Consider the following 20,805-nt stretch of genomic DNA (forward strand, 5'->3'; position numbering starts at 1 on the left):
CATGCCTCACCCCTACGGAGTACAGTTTACGGAATGCGGTGTGCGTAGGGGGCGGGCATGCCCGACCCGCAGGCTGACGCGGATTGAGGGCGCAGGCGAGGCGTGCCTCACCCCTACGGAGTACAGTTTACGGAATGCGGTGTGCGTAGGGGTCGGGCATGCCCGACCCGCAGGCTGACGCGGATTGAGGGCGCAGGCGAGGCGTGCCTCACCCCTACGGAGTACAGTTTACGGAATGCGGTGTGCGTAGGGGGCGGGCATGCCCGACCCGCAGGCTGACGCGGATTGAGGGCGCAGGCGAGGCGTGCCTCACCCCTACGGAGTACAGTTTACGGAATGCGGTGTGCGTAGGGGTCGGGCATGCCCGACCCGCAGGCTGACGCGGATTGAGGGCGCGGGCGAGGCATGCCTCACCCCTACGGAGTACAGTTTACGGAATGCGGTGTGCGTAGGGGGCGGGCATGCCCGACCCGCAGGCTGACGCGGATTGAGGGCGCAGGCGAGGCGTGCCTCACCCCACGGAGTACAGTTTACGGAATACGGTGTGCGTAGGGGTCGGGCATGCCCGACCCGCAGGCCGACGCGGATTGAGGGCGCAGGCGAGGCGTGCCTCACCCCTACGGAGTACAGTTTACGGAATGCGGTGTGCGTAGGGGGCGGGCATGCCCGACCCGCAGGCTGACGCGGATTGAGGGCGCGGGCGAGGCGTGCCTCACCCCCACGGAGTACAGTTTACGGAATGCGGTGTGCGTAGGGGTCGGGCATGCCCGACCCGCAGGCCGACGCGGATTGAGGGCGCGGGCAAGGCGTGCCTCGCCCCTACGGAATACAGTTTACGGAATGCGGTGTGCGTAGGGGGCGGGCATGCCCGACCCGCAGACTGACGGGTTAAGGCATTTTCACCGAACGTAACACCACAAATTTCTGGTTGCTTGCCACGGTGGTGCAGTTACCAAATAGCTTTTTCATTTTGTGGTAATTGTCGAGATGACGGTTACCGACAATACGCAGTTCGCCGCCATCTTGCAGGCAACGGCGTGCATCACGCAGCATCTGCCAGGCAATATGGTCGGTGACCGCACTCTGCTGGTGGAACGGCGGGTTGCACAGCACCGCATGCAGGCGGTCTGACGGGTAGCCCGCCAGCGAATTGTTAACGTGGAACGTCGTGCGATCCCGATCCTGCGGAGAGTTCACTTCAATGTTCATCCGGCTGGAAGCGACCGCCATATAGGATTCATCAATGAAATGGACCTGCGCCAGCGGGTTCTGTTGTAACGCCATCAGGCCAATGACACCATTGCCACAGCCCAGGTCGGCAATCTCACCTTCCAGATCGGAGGGCAGATGCTGTAAGAAGAAGCGCGCCCCCACATCCAGCCCGCCACGGGAAAAGACGTTGGCATGGTTGTGGATCTCGTAGGGCGTACCGTCCAGCGACCAGGTGGTAATCACATCGCTTTCTTTCAGCTCCGGCGCGCTAAAAGTACCGAAGATCAGGCGTGCTTTTTTACGTGCCAGCGAGGTGGTGGTGGGGCCCAGCACCTTTTCAAACAGCTGCAACGTCGAGGTATGGATATCTTTCGCTTTACCGGCGGCAATAATCTGGGTTTCCGGGGTCACGACCTCACGCAACGCACGCAGCTGGTATTCCAGCAGGGCGAGGGTTTTCGGGACTTTAATCAGAACACGCGCCGGGGCCGCAGGAAGCGGGCTCAAACTGTCGAGCAGCTGTACATCGGCTTCATCGAGGTGATTCAGCGCCAGATTCTGGCGTGTCGCCTGCTGGTTCAGCCAGGAGTCGCTGATGCTGTAAACCCCCTCACCCGCCAGCGCACAGGCCAGCGCGCCAAAGGTGTCATTGAAGATCAGCGTTGGGCCGCTGACCGGGGCATCGCCCAGATGCTGCAACACATATTCGTCGGCCGCATCCCAGGCCTGCAACGGGCTTTCTTCGCGCATTTGGGGAAAACGATGCAGCGTCAGCATGCGGTTGCTTAGTTCGAGTTGGCTCATGGGATCACCTTAGTGGTAAAATTCCCGCGTTTTATCCCCTAAAACGGGCGCACAGTAAACGTTTTTCTTCACCGGAGTCCGCATGTCGTCGCTTATTTATCTACAAGGTTACCCTGAATCGCTGCTGTCACAGGTCCGCACGCTGATTGAGCAACAGCGCCTGTCAGAGGTGCTGAACCAGCGTTATCCCTCTATGCACAGCATCACCAGCGACAAAGCGCTCTATGACTACGCACTGGATTTAAAGAACCAGTCGCTGCGCAATGCGCCGCCGCTCAACAAGGTGATTTATGACAGTAAGATTAAGGTCATGAAACATGCGCTGGGGTTACATACGGCGATATCTCGCGTGCAGGGCGGCAAGCTGAAAGCCAAAGCGGAGATCCGCGTGGCGACGATTTTTAAACAGGCCCCGGAAGCATTTCTGCGTATGATCGTGGTCCATGAGCTGGCGCATATCAAAGAGAAAGACCACAACAAGGCGTTTTACCAGCTCTGCTGCCATATGGAGCCGCAGTATCACCAGCTGGAGTTCGATACGCGCCTGTGGCTGACCGCACAGGCGCTGGAAGGACGTGAGGGGTAAACCCTCACGCGCTAGAGCGTTACCATTTCCCCGATGCGCCGCCGCCGCCGCTGCGACCGCCGCCACCGCTGAAGCCGCCATCACTGCTGTCGGAATCCCGACTGTGACTGGAGCGGGAGTCAGAACTGTCGTCAGAACGGTCGCGGCTGCCGCCACCGCCCAGCAGGGTGCCAATCAGCGATGAGATCAGCATCTGTACCATCAGGCTGCCGCCAAACAGCAGGCCGACATTATCACCGTTTACAGCCTCGATACCTGAGGACAGCAGCGTGCTGATCAACGAAATACCGGTGACAATCCCGCTGACAAAAAGCGCCCTCAGCAGCGGGTTGCGGCGCAGGAAGAAGAACGGCAGTACTATCATGCCCAGTAGCCAGAGACCGACGCTGCCGCCGGACAGGGTAATGGCGTCATTAGATACTGTCGGAGCAGGTTCAGCCAGCGGACGCGGTGGCGTGGCCGGGGCATCGCCCTCTACCGGGACGCCCAACTGGCGTGAAATACTCTGCACACCGGCAACTAATCCGGGGCCCATTTCCCCCTGTTTAAAGTGAGGAATGATGCTGCCATTGATCACCTGTGCGGCCTGCACATCGGTGAAATCCCCTTCCAGCCCGTAGCCGACCTCAATGCGCACCGTGCGGTCGGTTTTCGCCATCACCAGCAGCAGGCCGTCATCGCGCTGTTTGTCACCGAGTTTCCAGGCATCGAATACCCGCGTGGCAAACTGCTCAATGCTGTCATCCCCGGTAGTATCGACGGTCAGCACCGCAAGCTGGTGGCCGGTTTTTTTCTCCAGCGCCACTATCTGAGTCGTGATCTGCTGGACATCCGTGGCGCTCAGTACGCCCGCGTCATCCGTCACGCGCTGCTGTAATGTCGGTACGGCCACTGTCGCGGCCAGACTGGTCAGGGGCAGCACCGCTAGCAGGATCAGGGTGAAAAATCGCATGGTGATCCCTTATTTCGCGCTGGCAGGCTGTGAGAAATCCACTTGAGGGGCGGTGGAAATCTGCGCCACGTTTTCCGGCTGGAAATTTTCTTTACGCTGGTAGCCCATCACTTTGGCGGTCAGTGAACCCGGGAACTGACGGATCATCAGGTTGTAGTCCTGCACCGCACGGACATAGCGCTGGCGCGCCACGGCAATACGGTTTTCCGTACCTTCCAGCTGCACCATCAGGTTGTTAAACATCTGATCCGCTTTCAAATCAGGATAGCGTTCGCTGATCACCAGCAGGCGCGACATTGCGCTACTCAGCTCTGACTGCGACTGCTGGAAAGCCTGCATGGTCTGCGCATCTTCCGGGGCATTTTGTACCTGGGTCAGGCTGCCGATTTTCGCGCGGGCGTCGGCGATGCTTTTAAACACCTCGGCTTCATGGCTGGCGCTGGCTTTTGCCGTTGCCACCAGATTCGGGATCAGGTCGGCACGGCGTTGATACTGGTTCAACACTTCTGACCATTCAGTGGAGATGGCTTCGTCGCGCTGCTGGATTTGGTTATAGTCGCAGCCGGAAAGCCAGAACATCACAGGCAGCAACAGCAGCCAGCGAAAACGTGCAGGGAATGACATGATTTCGTCCTTAAAATAAAGAAAGGGGCAAGGTGAGCATTATACAGGCACCGCCCGATAGCGCTGTTTTACTTATATAAAATCTTTCGCCTGCTGGATCAAACTGGTTTTGGTCAGCGCACCCAGATATTTCCGTTCCAGCGGATTATTCAGCACTGGCAGGCGTTCCAGCGTGACGCGCGCGAACGCTTCCCAGCCTTCTTTGATGGTCTGGTTCTCGTAAACCGTGGGGAATTGGGTGTCGACCACACAGCTGACTGGGGAGGTCAGGGTGATCTCTTTATCCAGTACCTTATGCGAGATATCGTGGATCGATACCGCGCCGATAAACTCCCCTTGCTCGCCAATCACATACACAAAACGTTCGCGCTTGAGTGAGCTGACCGCCAGCGCTTTACCGACAGAATCCTGTGGCGTCAGCGCCGCGCCGGAGACGATAAACTGCGAAATAATGCCGTTATCAAAATCAAACTTGGCGTCAGAGCGGCTGAAGTGGCGGGTCATCACCGAGTAGGTGCTGCTGGAGTGCAGACGGTAGACGGTCATGGAAGCCAGTACGCTGGCGATCATTGCCGGGAACAGCAGGCTGCTGTTGAGCGTCATCTCCAGCACCATCAGCATCGCCATGAGCGGCGCCTGACTGACGGACGCCAGCACCGCGCCCATCCCCACGGCGGCAAACACTTCGGCATTGCCAACCGGTAATCCGGCGGCGGCGGCCAGCAACGCCACCATTTCCCCCATCAGTGCACCAATCAACAGCGCCGGAGTAAACAGGCCGCCCACAGCATTGGAACCGACGGAGATCGCCGTGGCCAGCATCTTTAGCAGCAGCAGCGCCAGCAGCATCGGCAGCAGGAAATCCCCCGCCATAATGCGCACAATCACTTCATAGCCGTTACCGAGGATCTGGGTGCTGCCAATCGCCAGCGCGCCCACCAGCAGTCCGCCAAGGCCGAGGCGCAGCGGCAGGCTGCGAATGGGCGCGAAGCAGCGCTTACTCTGACCAATCAACCACAGCATGCCCCAGCCCAGCAAACCCGCCAGCAACCCGATGGCCACGGTCAGCGCAATACTGCCGGGCGTCAGATCAAACTGGCTGTGGGAAAACGGGTACATTGCCGAACGGTGCCCGAGGGACCACATGGTCAGCACCGCCACGCCGGACGCAATAATCAGGGGGATCAGACGCTGCATGGCAGAGATACCGAAAGCGATTTCCGCGACAAAAATCGCCGACGCCAGCGGCGCATGGTACACCGAGGCCAGCCCGGCGGCAGCTGCCATCGCCACCACGTCACTGTTTTTCAGCGGCAGCGATTTGAACCACCAGCGCCCCATCAGGCTGCCTGCCAGCGCAGACAGCTGCACCATCGGCCCTTCACGCCCGATAGACGCGCCGCTGCTGATACTCGCCAGCGATGACAGCCCGCGAAACAGCGAGGTGCGCGTGGGGACCGCATCCAGCTGGGCGTTAATCACTTCCAGATAATCGGTACGCACCGTCTGCTTTTGCTCAATGGCGGTGGCATAACGCAGCAGGAAACCGGCAATCAGGCCACCCGCCCCGACGATCAGCGGCCAACAGTACCAGGGGTAAACACGCATCGCCTGGGTAATATCGGTTTGTCCGTTAAACACCAGCCCATCAATCAGGTTAATGGCCTCACGAAAACCCAGCGTCACCAGCGATGCCACCAGCCCAACCGGGATCGCGACCAGAATGCTGGTCCAGTTAAGTGCATGTTTACTTTGCGGGCTGCGAACGCTCATCGGGTTCCCTCGTGATGATTTTCCCTATCGTGCGAGAGGCGGGCTGAAAAATCAAATATCCCGCATCAGGCATTGCCCTGCCAGCCTGACATGATAATCTGCTTTTTCCGCTAATCAGCCGAACAGGAACACTATGATTCGCTTTGCCGTCGTTGGAACCAACTGGATCACCCGTCAGTTTGTCGATGCTGCTCATGAAACCGGAAAAATGAAGCTGACTGCCGTTTACTCACGATCGCTGGAGCAGGCAAAGACCTTTGCCAGTGATTATCCGGTGGAAAAGCTGTTTGATTCCCTGGAGGAGATGGCAGCATCCGATGCCATTGATGCCGTCTACATCGCCAGCCCCAACGCTCTGCACTGTCCACAGTCACTGCTGTTCCTACGCCACCGTAAGCACGTCATCTGCGAAAAGCCGCTGGCCTCGAATCTGCGCGAGGTTGAAGCCATGATCGCCTGCGCCGCTGAACATCAGGTGGTGCTGTTTGAAGCCTTTAAAACCGCCAGCGTGCCGAACTTCCTCACGCTGCAACAGGCGCTGCCGAAAGTGGGCACGCTGCGCAAAGCCTTGATCAATTACTGCCAGTACTCCTCCCGCTATCAGCGTTATCTGGATGGCGAGAATCCCAACACCTTTAATCCGGCATGGTCTAACGGCTCGATCATGGATATCGGCTATTACTGCCTCGCTACGGCGGTGAATCTGTGGGGGGAACCTGCCAACGTGATGGCCAGCGCCAGCCTGCTGGAAAGCGGTGTTGATGGGCACGGTACGGTAATTCTCAACTACGGCGATTTCGACGTGACCTTACAGCACTCAAAAATCAGCCAGTCTACGCTGCCAAGCGAAATTCAGGGTGAAGAGGGATCGCTGGTGATTGAGCAGGTGTCTGAGTGCCAGCGCGTCAGCTTTATCCCGCGCGGTGGTAAAGCGCAGGATCTGACGCAGCCGCAGCATATCAATACCATGCTGTATGAAGCGGAGGTTTTTGCCCGCCTGGTGGAGAATAATCAGTGGGATCACCCCGGACTGGAAACGTCACGCATCACCGCGAAGCTGTTGACGGAGATCCGCCGCCAGACCGGGGTGATCTTCCCGGCCGATGCCACTGTGTAAATATTTCTAAATATTACTGAAGAAGATTGACCTTCGGCGGCTGCCCGCCTATCTTTTGCAACAGCAAAGGGGAGTAACTTCTTCGTCAGTTAATCGTCAATACGACATCCACATGATGTCCGGTTACTGAGCAACCAAATCCTGGTTGTAAGTGAGACCTTGCCGGAAGGCGAGGTTTGCTTACAGCATCAATAATATTGTGGCTAATCCCTTCCGATATACCCTATAGATTTCAGGTCGCAGAAAGGCGGCAACTGAGTGAATCTCCATGAGCTTACATCAGTAAGTGACTGGAGTTCGTGAAGGCAGCCAACGCATCTGCGGCATGAAAGATGACGGGTAGTTGGCCATTTTTGTTATTGGGGCAAGAAAAAATGAATACTGTCGGTACGCCGTTACTCTGGGGCAGCTTCGCTGTCGTTGTCGTGATTATGCTGGCGATTGACCTGCTGTTGCAGGGCCGTCGTGGCGCACACACCATGACCATGAAACAAGCGGCCGCCTGGTCGCTGGTCTGGGTCACCCTCTCACTGTTATTTAACGCTGCTTTCTGGTGGTATCTCACCGGCACCGCCGGGCGCGAAGTCGCGGATGCTCAGGCCCTGGCCTTCCTCACGGGTTATCTGATTGAAAAAGCGCTGGCCGTCGACAACGTGTTTGTCTGGCTGATGCTGTTTAGCTATTTTGCCGTTCCGGCTGCGTTGCAGCGCCGGGTGCTGATCTACGGCGTGCTGGGCGCGATTGTGCTGCGTACCATTATGATCTTTGCCGGAAGCTGGCTGGTGACTCAGTTTAGCTGGCTGCTCTATATCTTCGGCGCGTTCCTGCTGTTTACCGGGATCAAAATGGCGCTGGCGAAGGAAGATGACAGCGCCATTGGCGATAAGCCGCTGGTACGCTGGCTACGTAGTCGTATGCGCATGACGGACAAAATCGAAGGTGAACGTTTCTTTGTGCGTAAGAATGGCGTGCTGTTTGCCACTCCGCTGCTGCTGGTGCTGATTATGGTTGAGCTGAGCGACGTTATTTTCGCCGTCGACAGTATTCCGGCCATTTTCGCGGTGACCACCGATCCGTTTATCGTGCTGACGTCTAACCTGTTTGCGATCCTCGGCCTGCGTGCCATGTACTTCCTGCTGGCAAACGTGGCAGAGCGCTTCTCAATGCTGAAATACGGCCTGTCGGTGATCCTGGTGTTTATCGGGGTGAAGATGTTGATTGTCGACTTCTTCCATATTCCCATCGCCATTTCACTCGGCATTGTAGGCGGTATTCTGGCGCTGACGCTGATCATTAATGCCGTGGTCAATTACCGGAACGACCAGAAGACATCCTGACAGATACCGGCAAACATCCAGGGCCGATCGTCTTTTTCGATCGGCCCTTATTGTTGTGAATGGCATAAAAACACGCACTTTTCCCTTTCCCTGTCAGATGATTTCCTTATACTCCCCTGCGCAAACACCCCAGATACATCGATAACGATAGCGATATTAAAATATGCGTACAGAAAACAGTGACCGTGGGCTGGTTCAGCGCCTGCTCCAGGGCAGCCTGGTAACACAAATTATGATTGGGCTGGTGGCCGGTATTGCCCTGGCCTGGTTCTCAAAAAGCAATGCGCTGGCCGTCGGCCTGCTGGGTGAGCTGTTTGTCAGCGCACTGAAAGCCGTGGCCCCCTTGCTGGTCCTGGTGCTGGTGATCGCCTCAATTGCTAACCATCAGCAGGGACAAAAAACCAATATTCGCCCGATTGTGATGCTCTATCTGCTCAGTACTTTCTGTGCCGCCATTGTGGCGGTGGTCGCCAGCCATCTGCTGCCGCAGACGCTGACATTGCAAGCCGCCAGCACCGAGATTGTGCCGCCGTCCGGGATTCTTGAAGTGCTGCGGGGCCTGCTGATGAGCATGGTCACCAACCCGATTGAAGCACTGATGAAAGCCAACTATATCGGCATCCTGGTGTGGGCTATCGGTCTGGGCTTTGCATTCCGCCACAGCAGCGATACCACCCGTGCATTTCTCAATGATGCCTCCGATGCCGTGACGCGTCTGGTGCGTATTGTGATCCGCTTTGCGCCCATCGGGATTTTCGGCCTGGTGGGATCGATTCTCGCCTCGACCGGCTTTGATGCGCTGTGGGAATATGCCAGCCTGCTGATCCTGCTGCTGGGTTGTATGCTGCTGATGGCGCTGGTGTTTAACCCGCTGCTGGTGTGGTGGCAGATCCGCCGTAATCCGTATCCGCTGGTGTTTACCTGCCTGCGTGAAAGCGGCGTAACCGCCTTCTTCACCCGCAGCTCGGCCGCCAATATTCCGGTGAATATGGCGCTGGCGAAAAAGCTGGGTCTGGATGAAGACACTTACTCGGTGTCCATTCCGATTGGCGCCAATATCAGTATGGCGGGCGCATCGATCACCATTACCGTGCTGACGCTGGCAGCGGTGAATACGCTCGGGATCCATGTCGATGTCGGTACCGCTATTCTGTTAAGCCTGGTGGCGTCGATTTGTGCCTGCGGGGCTTCAGGTGTGGCGGGCGGTTCGCTGCTGCTGATCCCGGTCGCCTGTAACATGTTCGGTATTCCGAATGAAGTGGCGATGCAGGTGGTCGCTGTGGGCTTTATTATCGGGGTCTTGCAGGATTCAGCTGAAACCGCGCTGAACTCATCGGCGGATATTCTGTTTACGGCTGCGGCCTGTATGGCGGAAGATCGCCGGGTTGAGCAGAACGCGTAAATTAACCCAGGGCGAGGCGTGCCTCGCCCCTACGCTGTTCAGGTGTAGGGGTCGGGCATACCCGACCCTGCGCAAGCGTGCCTCGCCCCTGCGCCGTTCAGATGTAGGGGTCGGGCATGCCCGACCCTGCGCAAGGCGTGCCTCGCCCCTACGCTGTTCAGGTGTAGGGGCCGGGCATGCCCGACCCTGCGCAAGGCGTGCCTCGCCCCTACGTCGCTCAGGTGTAGGGGCTGGCATGCCCGACTCAGCGCAAGGCGTGCTTCGCCCCTGCGCCGTTCAGGTGTAGGGGGCGGGCATACCCGACCCTGCGCAAGGCGTGCCCCGCCCCTGCGCCGTTCAGATGTAGGGGTCGGGCATGCCCGACCCAGCGCAAGGCATATCCGCCCCTACGCCATTCGCCGTACCCCCCTCCCAGAATTACAACGTTACCCCGCTTTTAAAAATCGCCAGTTCCCGGAAATCATTCACTTCGTTACGCGTCTGTCGCCCGTTGGCAATCGCCACGATGGTATCGACAAACTGCGCCAGCAAGGCGGGCATCTCCACGCCGTGGATCAGCTGCCCGGCATCGAAATCAATCCAGTGTGGCTTCTTCGCCGCCAGTTCGCTGTTGGTCGCTAACTTCACCGTGGGGACAAAACCCCCGTAAGGCGTGCCGCGTCCGGTGCTGAACAACACCATATGGCAACCCGCTCCGGCCAGTGCGCTGGTCGCCACCGCATCGTTTCCCGGGGCGCTGAGCAGATTAAGCCCTGGCTGTGTCAGCCGCTGCCCGTAGTTGAGAACATCGACCACCTGGCTTTGCCCGGCCTTCTGCGTGCAGCCCAGCGACTTCTCTTCCAGTGTGGTTATCCCCCCCGCTTTGTTGCCCGGTGACGGATTTTCATAAATCGGCTGGTTGTGGGCAATAAAATAGGCTTTGAAATCGTTCACCATCTTCACGGTTTTGCTGAAGGTGGCTTCATCGCGGCAGCGGCTCATCAGAATACGTTCTGCCCCGAACATCTCCGGCACCTCCGTCAGCACCGTCGTGCCACCGTTAGCGATCATCTGGTCGGAGAAACGCCCGAGCAACGGATTGGCGGTAATGCCAGATAAACCGTCCGATCCGCCGCACTCCAGCCCGAACTTCAGCTCGCTAAGGCGCCCTGGCTGACGCTGGTCATGGCGCATCGCTTCGTACAGTTCATGCAGCAGTGCCAGCCCGGCTTCCACCTCATCATCCTGCTGCTGGCAAATCATAAACTTCACCCGCTGCTCGTCTGTTTCACCCAGCGTCTCACGGAAAACATCTACCTGATTGTTTTCACAACCAAGACCGATCACCAGCACTGCCCCGGCGTTGGGGTGACGCACCATATTTTGCAGCATGGTGCGGGTGTTTACGTGATCCTGCCCAAGCTGCGAACAGCCGAACGGGTGGCTGAACAGGTGCACGCCGTCGATATCAGCCGCCTCTGCCGTCTCTTTCAGAAAACGTTGCAGGATCTGACGGGCAATGCCATTGACGCAGCCCACGGTCGGCAGGATCCACAATTCATTGCGGATGCCGACTTCACCACTGCGGCGGCGATAAATCTGTACTTCACGGTCAGCAGCCTGCTCAGGGAGCGTGGCAAACTCCGGCTGATACTGGTACTCATCCAGATCGCTGAGATTAGTGCGTGCATTGTTCGAATGAATGATTTCACCGGCACTCACCGGCTGCGTGGCATGGCCGATCGGCAGGCCGTATTTCATCACCAACGCATTCGCTGCCAGCGGGTGCAGAGCAAATTTATGCCCACGCCCCACCGGTTGTTTCAGCACCAGAGCGTGTCCGGCAACGCTGACGCGCTCCCCCTCCTCCAGATCACGCAACGCCACCGCCACGTTATCCAGGCTGTGAATTTTAATGATGCTTTGCATGATTCGCCCCTTCGTTTACCTGCGCCAGTGCCGCACGCATGCCAAGCTGGAGGATCTGTTGCAGCTGTGCCGTGACGCTCGCACTCAGCCCGGCCAGCTGTGTGAGGTCCTGCCCCCAGTGCGCGGCATCACTCAGCACGTCATCCACCAGCTGGCGCAGGGGAATATCATGGCAGTCAACCTGCGGCCACAGCGTGGCAAAACGCGCTAACCAGTGCGCATCATCCTGCAACGGATAACGCTGGCCGTTGCGTTCACCCCGGTAGTACGCCAGCAGCGCTGCCAGTGCAAAGCTCAGGCGCGGCGATGGTGCCCCGTTCTCTGCATGCTGCCACAGCAGCGCGGGCAGCAGACGGGTGCGGAACTTCGTCATGCCATTGAGGGCGATCGCACTCAGTTGATGGCGGATAAACGGGTTGCGAAAACGGTTAAGTACCTCGTCCGCAAACGCATTCAGCGCTGCCTGCGGCTGCGTCAGGGTCGGGATAACTTCCGTACGCAGCGTGTCGTCAACAAACGCCGCTACGTCTGCATCAGCCATCGCGTCACCCACCGACTCCAGCCCGGCCAGAAACGCCACCGGCACCATCGCAGTGTGTGCGCCATTGAGGATCGCCACCTTGCGTTCTTTATAAGGTTTGATGTCATCGACCAGCAGGATATTCAGCGCCAGCTGGTCAAGGCACAGCGCTTGCGCCACAGAGGACGGCCCCTGGATCACCAGCTGGTAATAAACCTCCCCCGCCACCAGATACTCATCCCGGTAACCGAGCTGTTCTTCCAGCTCGCTGGCATCATCGGGGTAACCCGTGACAATGCGGTCCACCAGCGTCGAACAAAAGGTATTGTGCTGCTCAACCCACGTCACAAACGCGGCGGGCAACTGCCAGGCCTGTGCCGTTTGCAGCACACGGGCGCGCAGGGCGTCACCGTTGTCGTCGATCAATTCACAAGGCAGCATCAGCCAGCCTTTATCAGGCGCGCCGTCAAAATGCTGCCAGCGGGCCAGTAACAGGCGGGTCAGTTTGGCCGGGAAGCTGGCCGGAGGCGCGGATTCCAGCGTATCTGCCGGATCAAAATAGATCCCCGCTTCCGTGGTGTTAGAGAACACAAACCGCAGCTGCGGGTCCGTCGCCAGCGCCATAAACGCGGTAAAATCCTGCACGGGCTGGATTTCGCGATTGACGGAGCGGATCAGCCGCGGCTCGCTCACCACCTCACCCTGCGTATTGAGCCCGCGGATCACCGTGGTATACAGCCCATCCTGGCTGTTAAGGCTGCGTGGGCTGCCGCTACTGAGCGGCCGCACCACCACGACGCCAGCGTCCAGGCCGGTGTGCTGGTTCAACTGATCGATCTGCCAGTCGATAAAGGCACGTAGAAAATTACCTTCACCAAACTGAATGATCCGCTCAGGATACTGTGGCCCGGGAAAGTCGTTTCGGTTCAGCTTACGCATCGTAGATCCTCTTACAGCTCAATCGCGAAGTAGTCGCGGGCATTGTTAAAGCAAATGTTCTGCACCATGTCGCCCAGCAGCGCGATATCGCCCGGCGCTTCGCCTTTTTCCACCCAGCGCCCGATCATCTGGCACAGCAGACGACGGAAGTATTCATGGCGGGTATAGGAGAGGAAGCTGCGGCTGTCGGTCAGCATGCCGACAAAGCGGCTTAACAGCCCCATTTGTGCCAGTTGGGTCATCTGGCGCTCCATGCCATCCTTCTGGTCGTTAAACCACCACGCCGAACCGAACTGCATCTTCCCGGGCTGCCCTTCGCCCTGGAAATTTCCGGCCATCGTCGCCAGCACTTCGTTATCGCGCGGGTTCAGGCAGTAGAGGATGGTTTTTGGCAGCGCGTTGTCCCGGTTCTGCGCATCCAGCAAGCGCGACAGCGGTTCAGCCAGCGGACGGTCGTTGATCGAATCAAACCCTACGTCCGGCCCCAGCAGGAGTAACTGACGGCGGTTGTTATTGCGCAGCGCGCCTATGTGATACTGCTGCACCCAGCCACGTTTGGCATATTCCGCGCCCAGCCACACCAGCACCGCGGTTTTAAACTGCGCCACCTCGCTCTCCTGCAGCAGGCTTCCCGTCAGGCGACGTGCCAGGATACCGTCCAGCGTGACGTCATCCGCTTCGCCGTACAGCACCACGTCCAGCGCATGATCCGAGACCTTGCAGCCGTGGGCCGCAAAGTGATCAAGCCGTACTTTCAGCGCACGCCGCAGATCATCAAAACGGGTGATATCGACATTCGCCACCGCAGAGAGCGTTTGCAGATAATCGACAAACCCTTCCGCTTCAATATTGAAGGCTTTATCCGGCCGCCAGCTTGGCAACACTTTTGTTGTGAAGCTGCCCTCCACCGCCAGTGCACGATGATGACGCAGGTCGTCCACCGGATCGTCCGTGGTGCCAACCATTTTGACGTTCATCTGCTGCATGATGCCACGGGCGCTAAACGCATCCTGCGCCAGCATCTCGTTACACTGGTGCCATATCGTGTCGGCCGTGGCGGGTGACAGCAGCGTATCGGTGATGCCAAACGGACGGCGCAGTTCAAGGTGCGTCCAGTGGTACAGAGGGTTACCGATGGTATCCGGCACCGTCCGCGCCCAGGCATCAAATTTTGCACGATCGCTGGCATCGCCGGTACAAAGCGCTTCCGGCACGCCGTTGGCACGCATCGCCCGCCACTTGTAGTGATCGCCTTTCAGCCAGATGTCATACAGATTGTTAAAACGGTAGTTTTCGGCTATCTGCTGCGGAGGCAGATGGCAGTGATAATCGAAGATGGGCTGGTCGGCAGCGTAATCATGGTAAAGCCTGCGGGCAAACTCACTGTCCAGTAAAAAGTCTTCACTCATAAAGCGTGACATACGGTCTCTCCTGCATCGTCTCAATGCCAACAAAGTTATCATACCAATTGTGATTAGCGCTGGAATAATAGTGAGAACTCGATCACAAAAACACCACTATTTATGGGTGAATTATCCTCTCACTCACGTCATTAAGCGTTATCCATCTGTCTTTAAAGCCCTTTTATTATCCCCCATTGCAAAAATGGTTTTTGTGATGGCTCTCAACTTTTAAATCTGTATGACAAGTTATCGTGGCGGCGGTTGAGATTAAGCAGGCAAGGTTATCGTTTGAAGACAGGGCGGGTGAGTCACTATCAAGCCGTTCCGCCGAGACAAGGTGCCCGTCCGTGACGAGGCATCAATAATAATGACGGGAAGAGGTTTTAAATGCGTAAAATTAAAGGGTTACGCTGGTACATGATCGGTCTGGTGACCGTTGGTACCATACTGGGTTACCTGACGCGTAATGCTATTGCAGTTGCCGCCCCCACGCTGGAAACAGAGCTGCATATCACCACGCAGCAGTATTCCTACATCGTGGCGGCCTATTCGGCCTGTTACACCATTATGCAGCCCGTAGCAGGCTACATTCTGGATGTGCTGGGCACCAAAATCGGCTATGCCATGTTTGCCATTCTCTGGGCGATATTCTGTGCCGCGACCGCGCTGGCGGGAAGCTGGGGCGGGCTGGCGATTGCTCGTGGTGCAGTGGGTGCCGCTGAAGCAGCAATGATCCCGGCAGGACTCAAGGCCAGTAGCGAGTGGTTCCCGGCCAAAGAACGCTCGATAGCCGTAGGGTATTTCAATGTGGGGTCGTCGATCGGGGCCATGCTGGCGCCACCGTTGGTGGTGTGGGCGATTGTCGCACACAGCTGGCAGATGGCTTTTATTATCACCGGCATCCTGAGCATGATCTGGGCGCTGTGCTGGCTGGTGTTCTACAAACATCCTAAGGATCAGAAAAAACTCGATCCTGAAGAACGCGAATACATTCTTTCCGGGCAGGAAGCTCAACACCAGACGAATAACGGCAAGAAAATGTCCGCCTGGCAGATCGTCCGTAACCGCCAGTTCTGGGGTATCGCCCTGCCACGCTTTCTGGCGGAGCCCGCCTGGGGCACGTTTAACGCCTGGATCCCGCTGTTTATGTTTAAGGCTTACGGCTTCAATCTGAAAGAGATTGCGATGTTCGCCTGGATGCCGATGCTGTTTGCCGATCTCGGCTGTATTGTCGGCGGTTATCTGCCTCCGTTCTTCCAGCGTGTGTTTGGCGTTAACCTGATTGTCTCCCGCAAGCTGGTGGTGACCATGGGTGCCGTACTGATGATTGGCCCCGGCACCATCGGCCTGTTTACCAGCCCGTATGCGGCCATCGCTCTGCTGTGCGTGGGCGGGTTTGCCCATCAGGCACTGTCCGGCTCTCTGATCACCCTCTCTTCTGACGTTTTCGGCCGTAATGAAGTGGCGACCGCCAACGGCCTGACCGGGATGGCGGCCTGGACAGCCAGTACTATGTTTGCACTGGTGGTTGGGGCGCTGGCCGATACCATGGGCTTCAGCCCACTGTTTGCCGCACTGGCGGTGTTTGATTTGTTAGGCGCGGTGGCTATCTGGACCCTGCTGAAAAACAAACCGATTTCTGAGCTTGAGCAGGAGAAAAAGGAAAAAATGATGGGGGTAGTGACGCAGCATTAGGGGTAATGCTACCTGTGACAGGACGGGCGGACCGTAAAAGAGGGGCCGCCCGGCCAGGCACCGAATAGCGCACGGACTCGACTTTCTTTTCAGTCGACCCGTTACAGGTAAAAGTGGTATAACAAATTCCATTCTCAGAGTGTGCTCAACGGGAGTCTGGAGCATGGAATTAACAGAATCGCGCCGCCTTTATCAACAACTTGCTGCCGAGCTGAAGCGCCGCCTTGAGCAGGATATTTATCAGGTGGGTGATAAGCTGCCCGCGGAACGCTTTATCGCCGAAGAGATGGGCGTCAGCCGCACCGTGGTGCGTGAAGCCATCATCATGCTGGAGGTGGAAGGTTACGTCGAAGTGCGTAAAGGTTCCGGCATTCACGTTATCTCTCAGCGCCAGCAGAACCGCGTTACCACCAGCAGCCAGTTAGAATTCGCCAATTTTGGTCCGTTTGAACTGTTGCAGGCCCGCCAGTTAATTGAAAGCAATGTTGCCGAGTTCGCCGCCACCCAGGTGACACGCCAGGATATCCTGCAATTAATGGAAATCCAGACGCAGGCGCGCAAAGAAGACCGCTTCCGCGATTCCGAGTGGGACATGAAATTCCACGTACAGATCGCACTGTCGACGCAGAACAGCGCACTGGCGGCGATAGTGGAAAAAATGTGGTTGCACCGACTGCATAACCCTTACTGGCTCAAACTGCATGAACATATCGACGATAAATCGATTGAGAGCTGGTGTGAAGACCATGACACCATTCTTAAAGCCCTGATGCGTAAAGATCCGGCCGCCAGCAAACTGGCCATGTGGCAGCATCTTGAAAACACCAAACAGATGTTGTTCCACGCCACAACCGATGACTTTGAATTCAACGTTGACCGCTATATGTTTGCGGAAAATCCTGTCGTGATGCCAGATACCGTCTCGAACGACGAAAAATAGCACTCTTCATTCAGGCTGAAGGAACTCATTGAGTCAAAATACGGTCAATAGTGTCAGCCTGTGTAAAACTCCTTTCAGACAGCCTGTTCCAACGGTAAAACATCGTTGGACTTGTGTTTCTTCCTGTCCAGGCTAACGTAATTTTGTTACAATTGTTTGCTTATTTTTATCCTTCCTGCGTGGGTAAGAACAAGCTGTGATATTCACCCGCGAAGCTGTTCAGCCGCTCGTTAACTGGCTAAAACGCACCGATAAAACAATCAATTAAGTGTGCAAAAAACCGTGAAACGAGCCAACTATGACGTTCAGGACGACTAATGGATATTTTCAAATCCCTGGTGCACGCCCTCTGGCAGCAAGATTACGCCACCCTGGCGGATCCCACGCTGGTATGGGCCATCTATTTTATCTTGTTTATGATTTTGTTCCTGGAAAACGGCCTGCTTCCCGCCGCCTTTCTGCCCGGCGACAGCCTGCTGATTCTGGTCGGCGTGCTGATTGCTAAAGGGACAATGAATTTCGCGCTGACCGTTTGTGTACTGACCACCGCCGCCAGCCTTGGCTGCTGGGTCAGCTACATCCAGGGACGATGGCTGGGTAATACGGTCACCGTGCAGAAATGGCTGTCGCATTTGCCCGCGCAGTATCACCAGCGCGCCCACCAGATGTTTCACCGCCACGGACTTTCCGCGCTGTTGGTTGGTCGCTTTATTGCCTTTGTCCGCACGCTACTGCCCACTATTGCGGGGCTTTCCGGCCTGAGCAATGCCCGTTTCCAGTTTTTTAACTGGATGAGCGCACTGCTTTGGGTGCTGATTCTGACCGTCATCGGTTACGCACTGGGTAAAACCCCTATTTTCCTCAAATACGAAGATCAGATGATGTTTTGTCTGATGCTACTACCCCTGGTATTACTGGTATTCGGCCTGTTTGGCTCGCTGTATGTTCTGTGGCGAAAAAAACAGTCGACGAATGAGAAAGGAAACTCATGATGCCTGGATTTATGAAGTTATCCACGCGCACGTTGCGGCTTATTCCTCTGGTCGCACTGGCCACCCTTGCGCTGCTGGCGCTGGCATTTATGCCCGCTTTGTTCCGCAGTGAAAGTGCCTTACAAATCCGCGCTTCTCGCCAGGGGATCAGCCTGCCCGATGGGTTTTACGTCTACCAGACGCTGAGCGCTCAGGGCATACATATTAAAAGTATTACGCCGGAGCAAAATTCTCTGGTGATAAAATTTGACTCATTAGAGCAAAGTGATGCGGCCGAAAAAGTGCTGCGCAAGCTGCTGCCTCATGGCTTTGATATTGCGCGCCAGGAAAACCACGGCGCATCAAACTGGATAAACCGCATCAGCCTTAGCCCTCAGTCTGTTGGCTAACAGTGATTTGCCAGCCCTTCCTTAAGGCGGGGCTATCTCTAAGAATATTCTCTCTTTTTGAGCTTTCTCTGTTTTCTGTCTATGCTTCATAAGCAGTAAAAAGCTTCACACCCGTTCCAGGATTACGATATCTCTAACCTGATATCCACGCAAAGGAAGGTCACGATCACCATGAAACATCAGATTATTTTCGGCATCAGTCTGCTTACCCTGGCTACTTTCGCTCAGGCAGACACGCTCTGTCAGCAGAAAGAACGCGCTATTCAGCACGAAATCGATATTGCACAGAAGCACGACAATCAACGTCGGGTGAACGGCCTGGAGCGGGCGTTAACCGAAACACGTGCTAACTGCAGCGATGCAGGACTGAAAGAAGCGCATCAGGAAAAGATTAAAGAGCACGAGAAAAAAGTGACCGAGCGGGAACAAGAACTCAAGCAGGAAAAAGCGGAAGGTAACGACCGCGACAAAATTGCCAAACGCGAAAAGAAACTGGCTGAAGCCCAACAAGAGCTGAAGGAAGTGCAGGCTGCGCCGTATTAAGGCTAAAAGCTGCCAACGTCATTAAAACTAAATTTAAGGAGTTTTCAATGTCTAAAGACACCACATCAGAACATCTGCGCGCCGAGCTGAAAAACCTGGCTGATACCCTGGAAGAAGTGTTAACCACTTCCGGTGAGAAATCGAAAACCGAGCTGGATAAACTGCGCAGCAAAGCGCAAAGCGCGCTGAAAGATACCCGCGCGCGCCTGGGTGACTCCGGTGACCGCATTGCCCAGACCACCCGTGAAGCGGCCGATCGTGCCGACGTCTATGTACGCGACAATCCGTGGACCAGCGTCGGTATTGGCGCCGCCGTTGGCGTGGTACTGGGCGTTCTGCTGACCCGTCGTTAATATGGCAGAGCATCAGCAAAGCCACGGCCCCGGCAAAGGGGTCATTAATATCGGGCAACGCATTGTCACTACCCTGGTCGGGATGGTGGAAACGCGTGTCCGGCTGGCAGTGGTGGAGCTGGAAGCTGAAAAAGCCAACCTGATTCAAATGCTGTTGATGGTTGGCCTGACGATGCTGTTCACTGCCTTCGGACTGATGAGCCTGATGGTGCTGATTATCTGGGCAGTCGATGCTCAGTATCGTTTGATGGCGATTGCGATTACCACCGGTGTATTGTTCGCGCTGGCGCTGATTTTTGGCCTGTGGACACTGGCGAAATCGCGCCGTTCTACGCTACTGAGCGCCACCCGCAAGGAGCTGTCGGAAGACCGCAAGCTGCTGGAGGATGAGTAAATGAGCCGTAAGCTCGATTTACGCAAAGCGGAACTGTTACGCGAAATCCAGCAACAACGGCTGGATCTCAGTGCCGGGCGTAAAGCCTGGCTGGACACAACCGCACGCTACGATCACGGTTTTCTGGCGCTTCTCAGCGCCAAACGCTGGCTGACCGTTGGCAGCGGTGTGATGGCTATCTGGTCCGTGCGTAATCCGCGCTTTATGGGCCGCTGGGCCAGACGCGGATTGGGCGCCTGGAGCACCTGGCGCATGGTGCGTAATTATCTGCCTCGCCGTTAATCTTCTGCATGATAAAGCCGCATTGACTTGCGGCTTAAACAACCCCCAGATTTCTTGAACATCTTCGACAGATTATCTCGCTTACAATGTTTTCCTTACCCGACTATTATCTCCAGCAACGAACGGCACTGAGCGCTTAAGACGCGTCAGGCCTGAGTAAAATACGGTCGGGCCAGCTTGCACGACCACAAATTCTTGTTTGGGGTTAATCATGAAAAAATTAGAAGATACCGGTGTTGTTATTGCTCGCATCCTGATGGCCGCGCTGTTCGTTGTCGCAGGCTGGGGTAAACTGACCAACTACGAAGGTACGCAGCAGTTTATGGCGTCAATGGGTATTCCGGCCCTCTTCGTGCCACTGACCGTACTGCTCGAATTCGGCGGCGGTCTGGCAATTATGTTCGGTTTCTTCACCCGTACCACCGCGCTGATTACCGCCATCTTTACCGTGCTGACCGCTATCCTGGCGCACAGTAACTTTGCTGTAGATGGTTCAACCATGTTCTTGAAAAATATCAGCATTGCAGGTGGTTTCCTGCTGCTGGCTATCACCGGCCCGGGTGCTCTGAGCATTGACCGTCTGCTGGGTAAAAAGTGGTAAGTTAGCTATACTGATTTATCGGGGGGTGAGGATCATATC

The 20,805-nt window shown here is 56.5% G+C and carries 20 protein-coding genes; 13 read left to right on the forward strand and 7 right to left on the reverse strand.

Annotation, left to right across the window (positions count from 1 at the left end):
- Positions 1-888: 888 nt before the first annotated feature.
- The gene (rlmG, locus tag LJN55_RS20365) at positions 889-2,016 is read right to left on the reverse strand and encodes a 23S rRNA (guanine(1835)-N(2))-methyltransferase RlmG (protein WP_171149270.1); all 1,128 of its coding nucleotides are present in this window, start codon (positions 2,014-2,016) and stop codon (positions 889-891) included.
- Positions 2,017-2,098: 82 nt separating this feature from the next.
- Here rlmG and LJN55_RS20370 point away from each other — a divergent pair, with 82 nt between their 5' ends.
- Positions 2,099-2,602, forward strand: a complete 504-nt coding sequence (locus LJN55_RS20370) for a M48 metallopeptidase family protein (RefSeq protein ID WP_159336820.1) — start codon at positions 2,099-2,101, stop codon at positions 2,600-2,602.
- 19 nt (positions 2,603-2,621) lie between these two features.
- Here LJN55_RS20370 and LJN55_RS20375 read toward each other — a convergent pair whose 3' ends face one another.
- The 3 genes from LJN55_RS20375 to LJN55_RS20385 form a co-directional block, all read right to left on the reverse strand.
- Positions 2,622-3,554, reverse strand: coding sequence for a TPM domain-containing protein (locus tag LJN55_RS20375; protein ID WP_159336819.1), 933 nt, complete (start codon positions 3,552-3,554; stop codon positions 2,622-2,624).
- Positions 3,555-3,563: 9 nt separating this feature from the next.
- Positions 3,564-4,178: a LemA family protein gene (locus tag LJN55_RS20380; protein WP_227535156.1), complete on the reverse strand. Its 615-nt coding sequence runs from the start codon at positions 4,176-4,178 to the stop codon at positions 3,564-3,566.
- A 72-nt stretch (positions 4,179-4,250) separates the two neighbouring features.
- Entirely contained in the window at positions 4,251-5,951 is a 1,701-nt protein-coding gene (locus LJN55_RS20385; RefSeq protein ID WP_133842489.1) for a chloride channel protein, read from the reverse strand.
- A gap of 133 nt (positions 5,952-6,084) precedes the next feature.
- Here LJN55_RS20385 and LJN55_RS20390 point away from each other — a divergent pair, with 133 nt between their 5' ends.
- The 3 genes from LJN55_RS20390 (at position 6,085) to sstT (ending at position 9,807) form a co-directional block, all read left to right on the forward strand.
- Positions 6,085-7,068, forward strand: coding sequence for a Gfo/Idh/MocA family protein (locus LJN55_RS20390; protein ID WP_133842490.1), 984 nt, complete (start codon positions 6,085-6,087; stop codon positions 7,066-7,068).
- A gap of 374 nt (positions 7,069-7,442) precedes the next feature.
- Entirely contained in the window at positions 7,443-8,405 is a 963-nt protein-coding gene (locus tag LJN55_RS20395; protein ID WP_227535157.1) for a TerC family protein, read from the forward strand.
- 163 nt (positions 8,406-8,568) lie between these two features.
- Complete coding sequence (gene sstT / locus LJN55_RS20400; protein WP_133842492.1) at positions 8,569-9,807, forward strand: serine/threonine transporter SstT; 1,239 nt, start codon at positions 8,569-8,571, stop codon at positions 9,805-9,807.
- A 417-nt stretch (positions 9,808-10,224) separates the two neighbouring features.
- Here the strand turns inward: sstT and LJN55_RS20405 are convergent, their stop codons facing one another.
- Genes LJN55_RS20405 through uxaC form a run of 3 tightly spaced genes read right to left on the reverse strand, consistent with a single transcriptional unit; the run spans position 10,225 to position 14,595 of the window.
- The gene (locus tag LJN55_RS20405) at positions 10,225-11,715 is read right to left on the reverse strand and encodes a UxaA family hydrolase (RefSeq protein WP_227535158.1); all 1,491 of its coding nucleotides are present in this window, start codon (positions 11,713-11,715) and stop codon (positions 10,225-10,227) included.
- Positions 11,699-13,174 carry a tagaturonate reductase gene (locus LJN55_RS20410; protein ID WP_227535159.1) on the reverse strand — a complete coding sequence of 492 codons (1,476 nt, stop codon included), beginning with the start codon at positions 13,172-13,174 and terminating at the stop codon, positions 11,699-11,701. Before LJN55_RS20410 ends, LJN55_RS20405 begins: the two co-directional genes overlap by 17 nt.
- A gap of 11 nt (positions 13,175-13,185) precedes the next feature.
- Positions 13,186-14,595, reverse strand: coding sequence for a glucuronate isomerase (gene uxaC, locus LJN55_RS20415; protein ID WP_167864335.1), 1,410 nt, complete (start codon positions 14,593-14,595; stop codon positions 13,186-13,188).
- A 369-nt stretch (positions 14,596-14,964) separates the two neighbouring features.
- Here uxaC and LJN55_RS20420 point away from each other — a divergent pair, with 369 nt between their 5' ends.
- From LJN55_RS20420 to LJN55_RS20460, 9 genes are all read left to right on the forward strand, one after another.
- Entirely contained in the window at positions 14,965-16,272 is a 1,308-nt protein-coding gene (locus LJN55_RS20420; protein WP_133842496.1) for an MFS transporter, read from the forward strand.
- 163 nt (positions 16,273-16,435) lie between these two features.
- A complete protein-coding gene (gene exuR / locus LJN55_RS20425; RefSeq protein ID WP_133842497.1) occupies positions 16,436-17,212 on the forward strand; it encodes a transcriptional regulator ExuR in 777 nt (258 codons plus the stop codon).
- 317 nt (positions 17,213-17,529) lie between these two features.
- Positions 17,530-18,204, forward strand: a complete 675-nt coding sequence (locus LJN55_RS20430; RefSeq protein ID WP_133842498.1) for a DedA family protein — start codon at positions 17,530-17,532, stop codon at positions 18,202-18,204.
- Positions 18,204-18,593 carry an EnvZ/OmpR regulon moderator MzrA gene (gene mzrA / locus LJN55_RS20435; protein ID WP_133842740.1) on the forward strand — a complete coding sequence of 130 codons (390 nt, stop codon included), beginning with the start codon at positions 18,204-18,206 and terminating at the stop codon, positions 18,591-18,593. The genes LJN55_RS20430 and mzrA overlap by 1 nt, the downstream gene beginning before the upstream one ends.
- Positions 18,594-18,764: 171 nt before the next feature.
- Positions 18,765-19,136, forward strand: coding sequence for a DUF1090 domain-containing protein (locus LJN55_RS20440; protein WP_133842499.1), 372 nt, complete (start codon positions 18,765-18,767; stop codon positions 19,134-19,136).
- A 47-nt stretch (positions 19,137-19,183) separates the two neighbouring features.
- Entirely contained in the window at positions 19,184-19,489 is a 306-nt protein-coding gene (locus tag LJN55_RS20445; RefSeq protein ID WP_133842500.1) for a DUF883 family protein, read from the forward strand.
- 1 nt (position 19,490) lies between these two features.
- Positions 19,491-19,883 carry a phage holin family protein gene (locus LJN55_RS20450; protein WP_133842501.1) on the forward strand — a complete coding sequence of 131 codons (393 nt, stop codon included), beginning with the start codon at positions 19,491-19,493 and terminating at the stop codon, positions 19,881-19,883.
- Entirely contained in the window at positions 19,884-20,165 is a 282-nt protein-coding gene (locus LJN55_RS20455; RefSeq protein WP_133842502.1) for a YqjK-like family protein, read from the forward strand.
- 211 nt (positions 20,166-20,376) lie between these two features.
- On the forward strand, positions 20,377-20,766 hold the full coding sequence (locus LJN55_RS20460) for a DoxX family protein (RefSeq protein ID WP_133842503.1): 390 nt from the start codon (positions 20,377-20,379) through the stop codon (positions 20,764-20,766).
- Positions 20,767-20,805: the final 39 nt, after the last annotated feature.

Source organism: Erwinia rhapontici (assembly GCF_020683125.1).
Lineage (GTDB): Bacteria > Pseudomonadota > Gammaproteobacteria > Enterobacterales > Enterobacteriaceae > Erwinia > Erwinia rhapontici.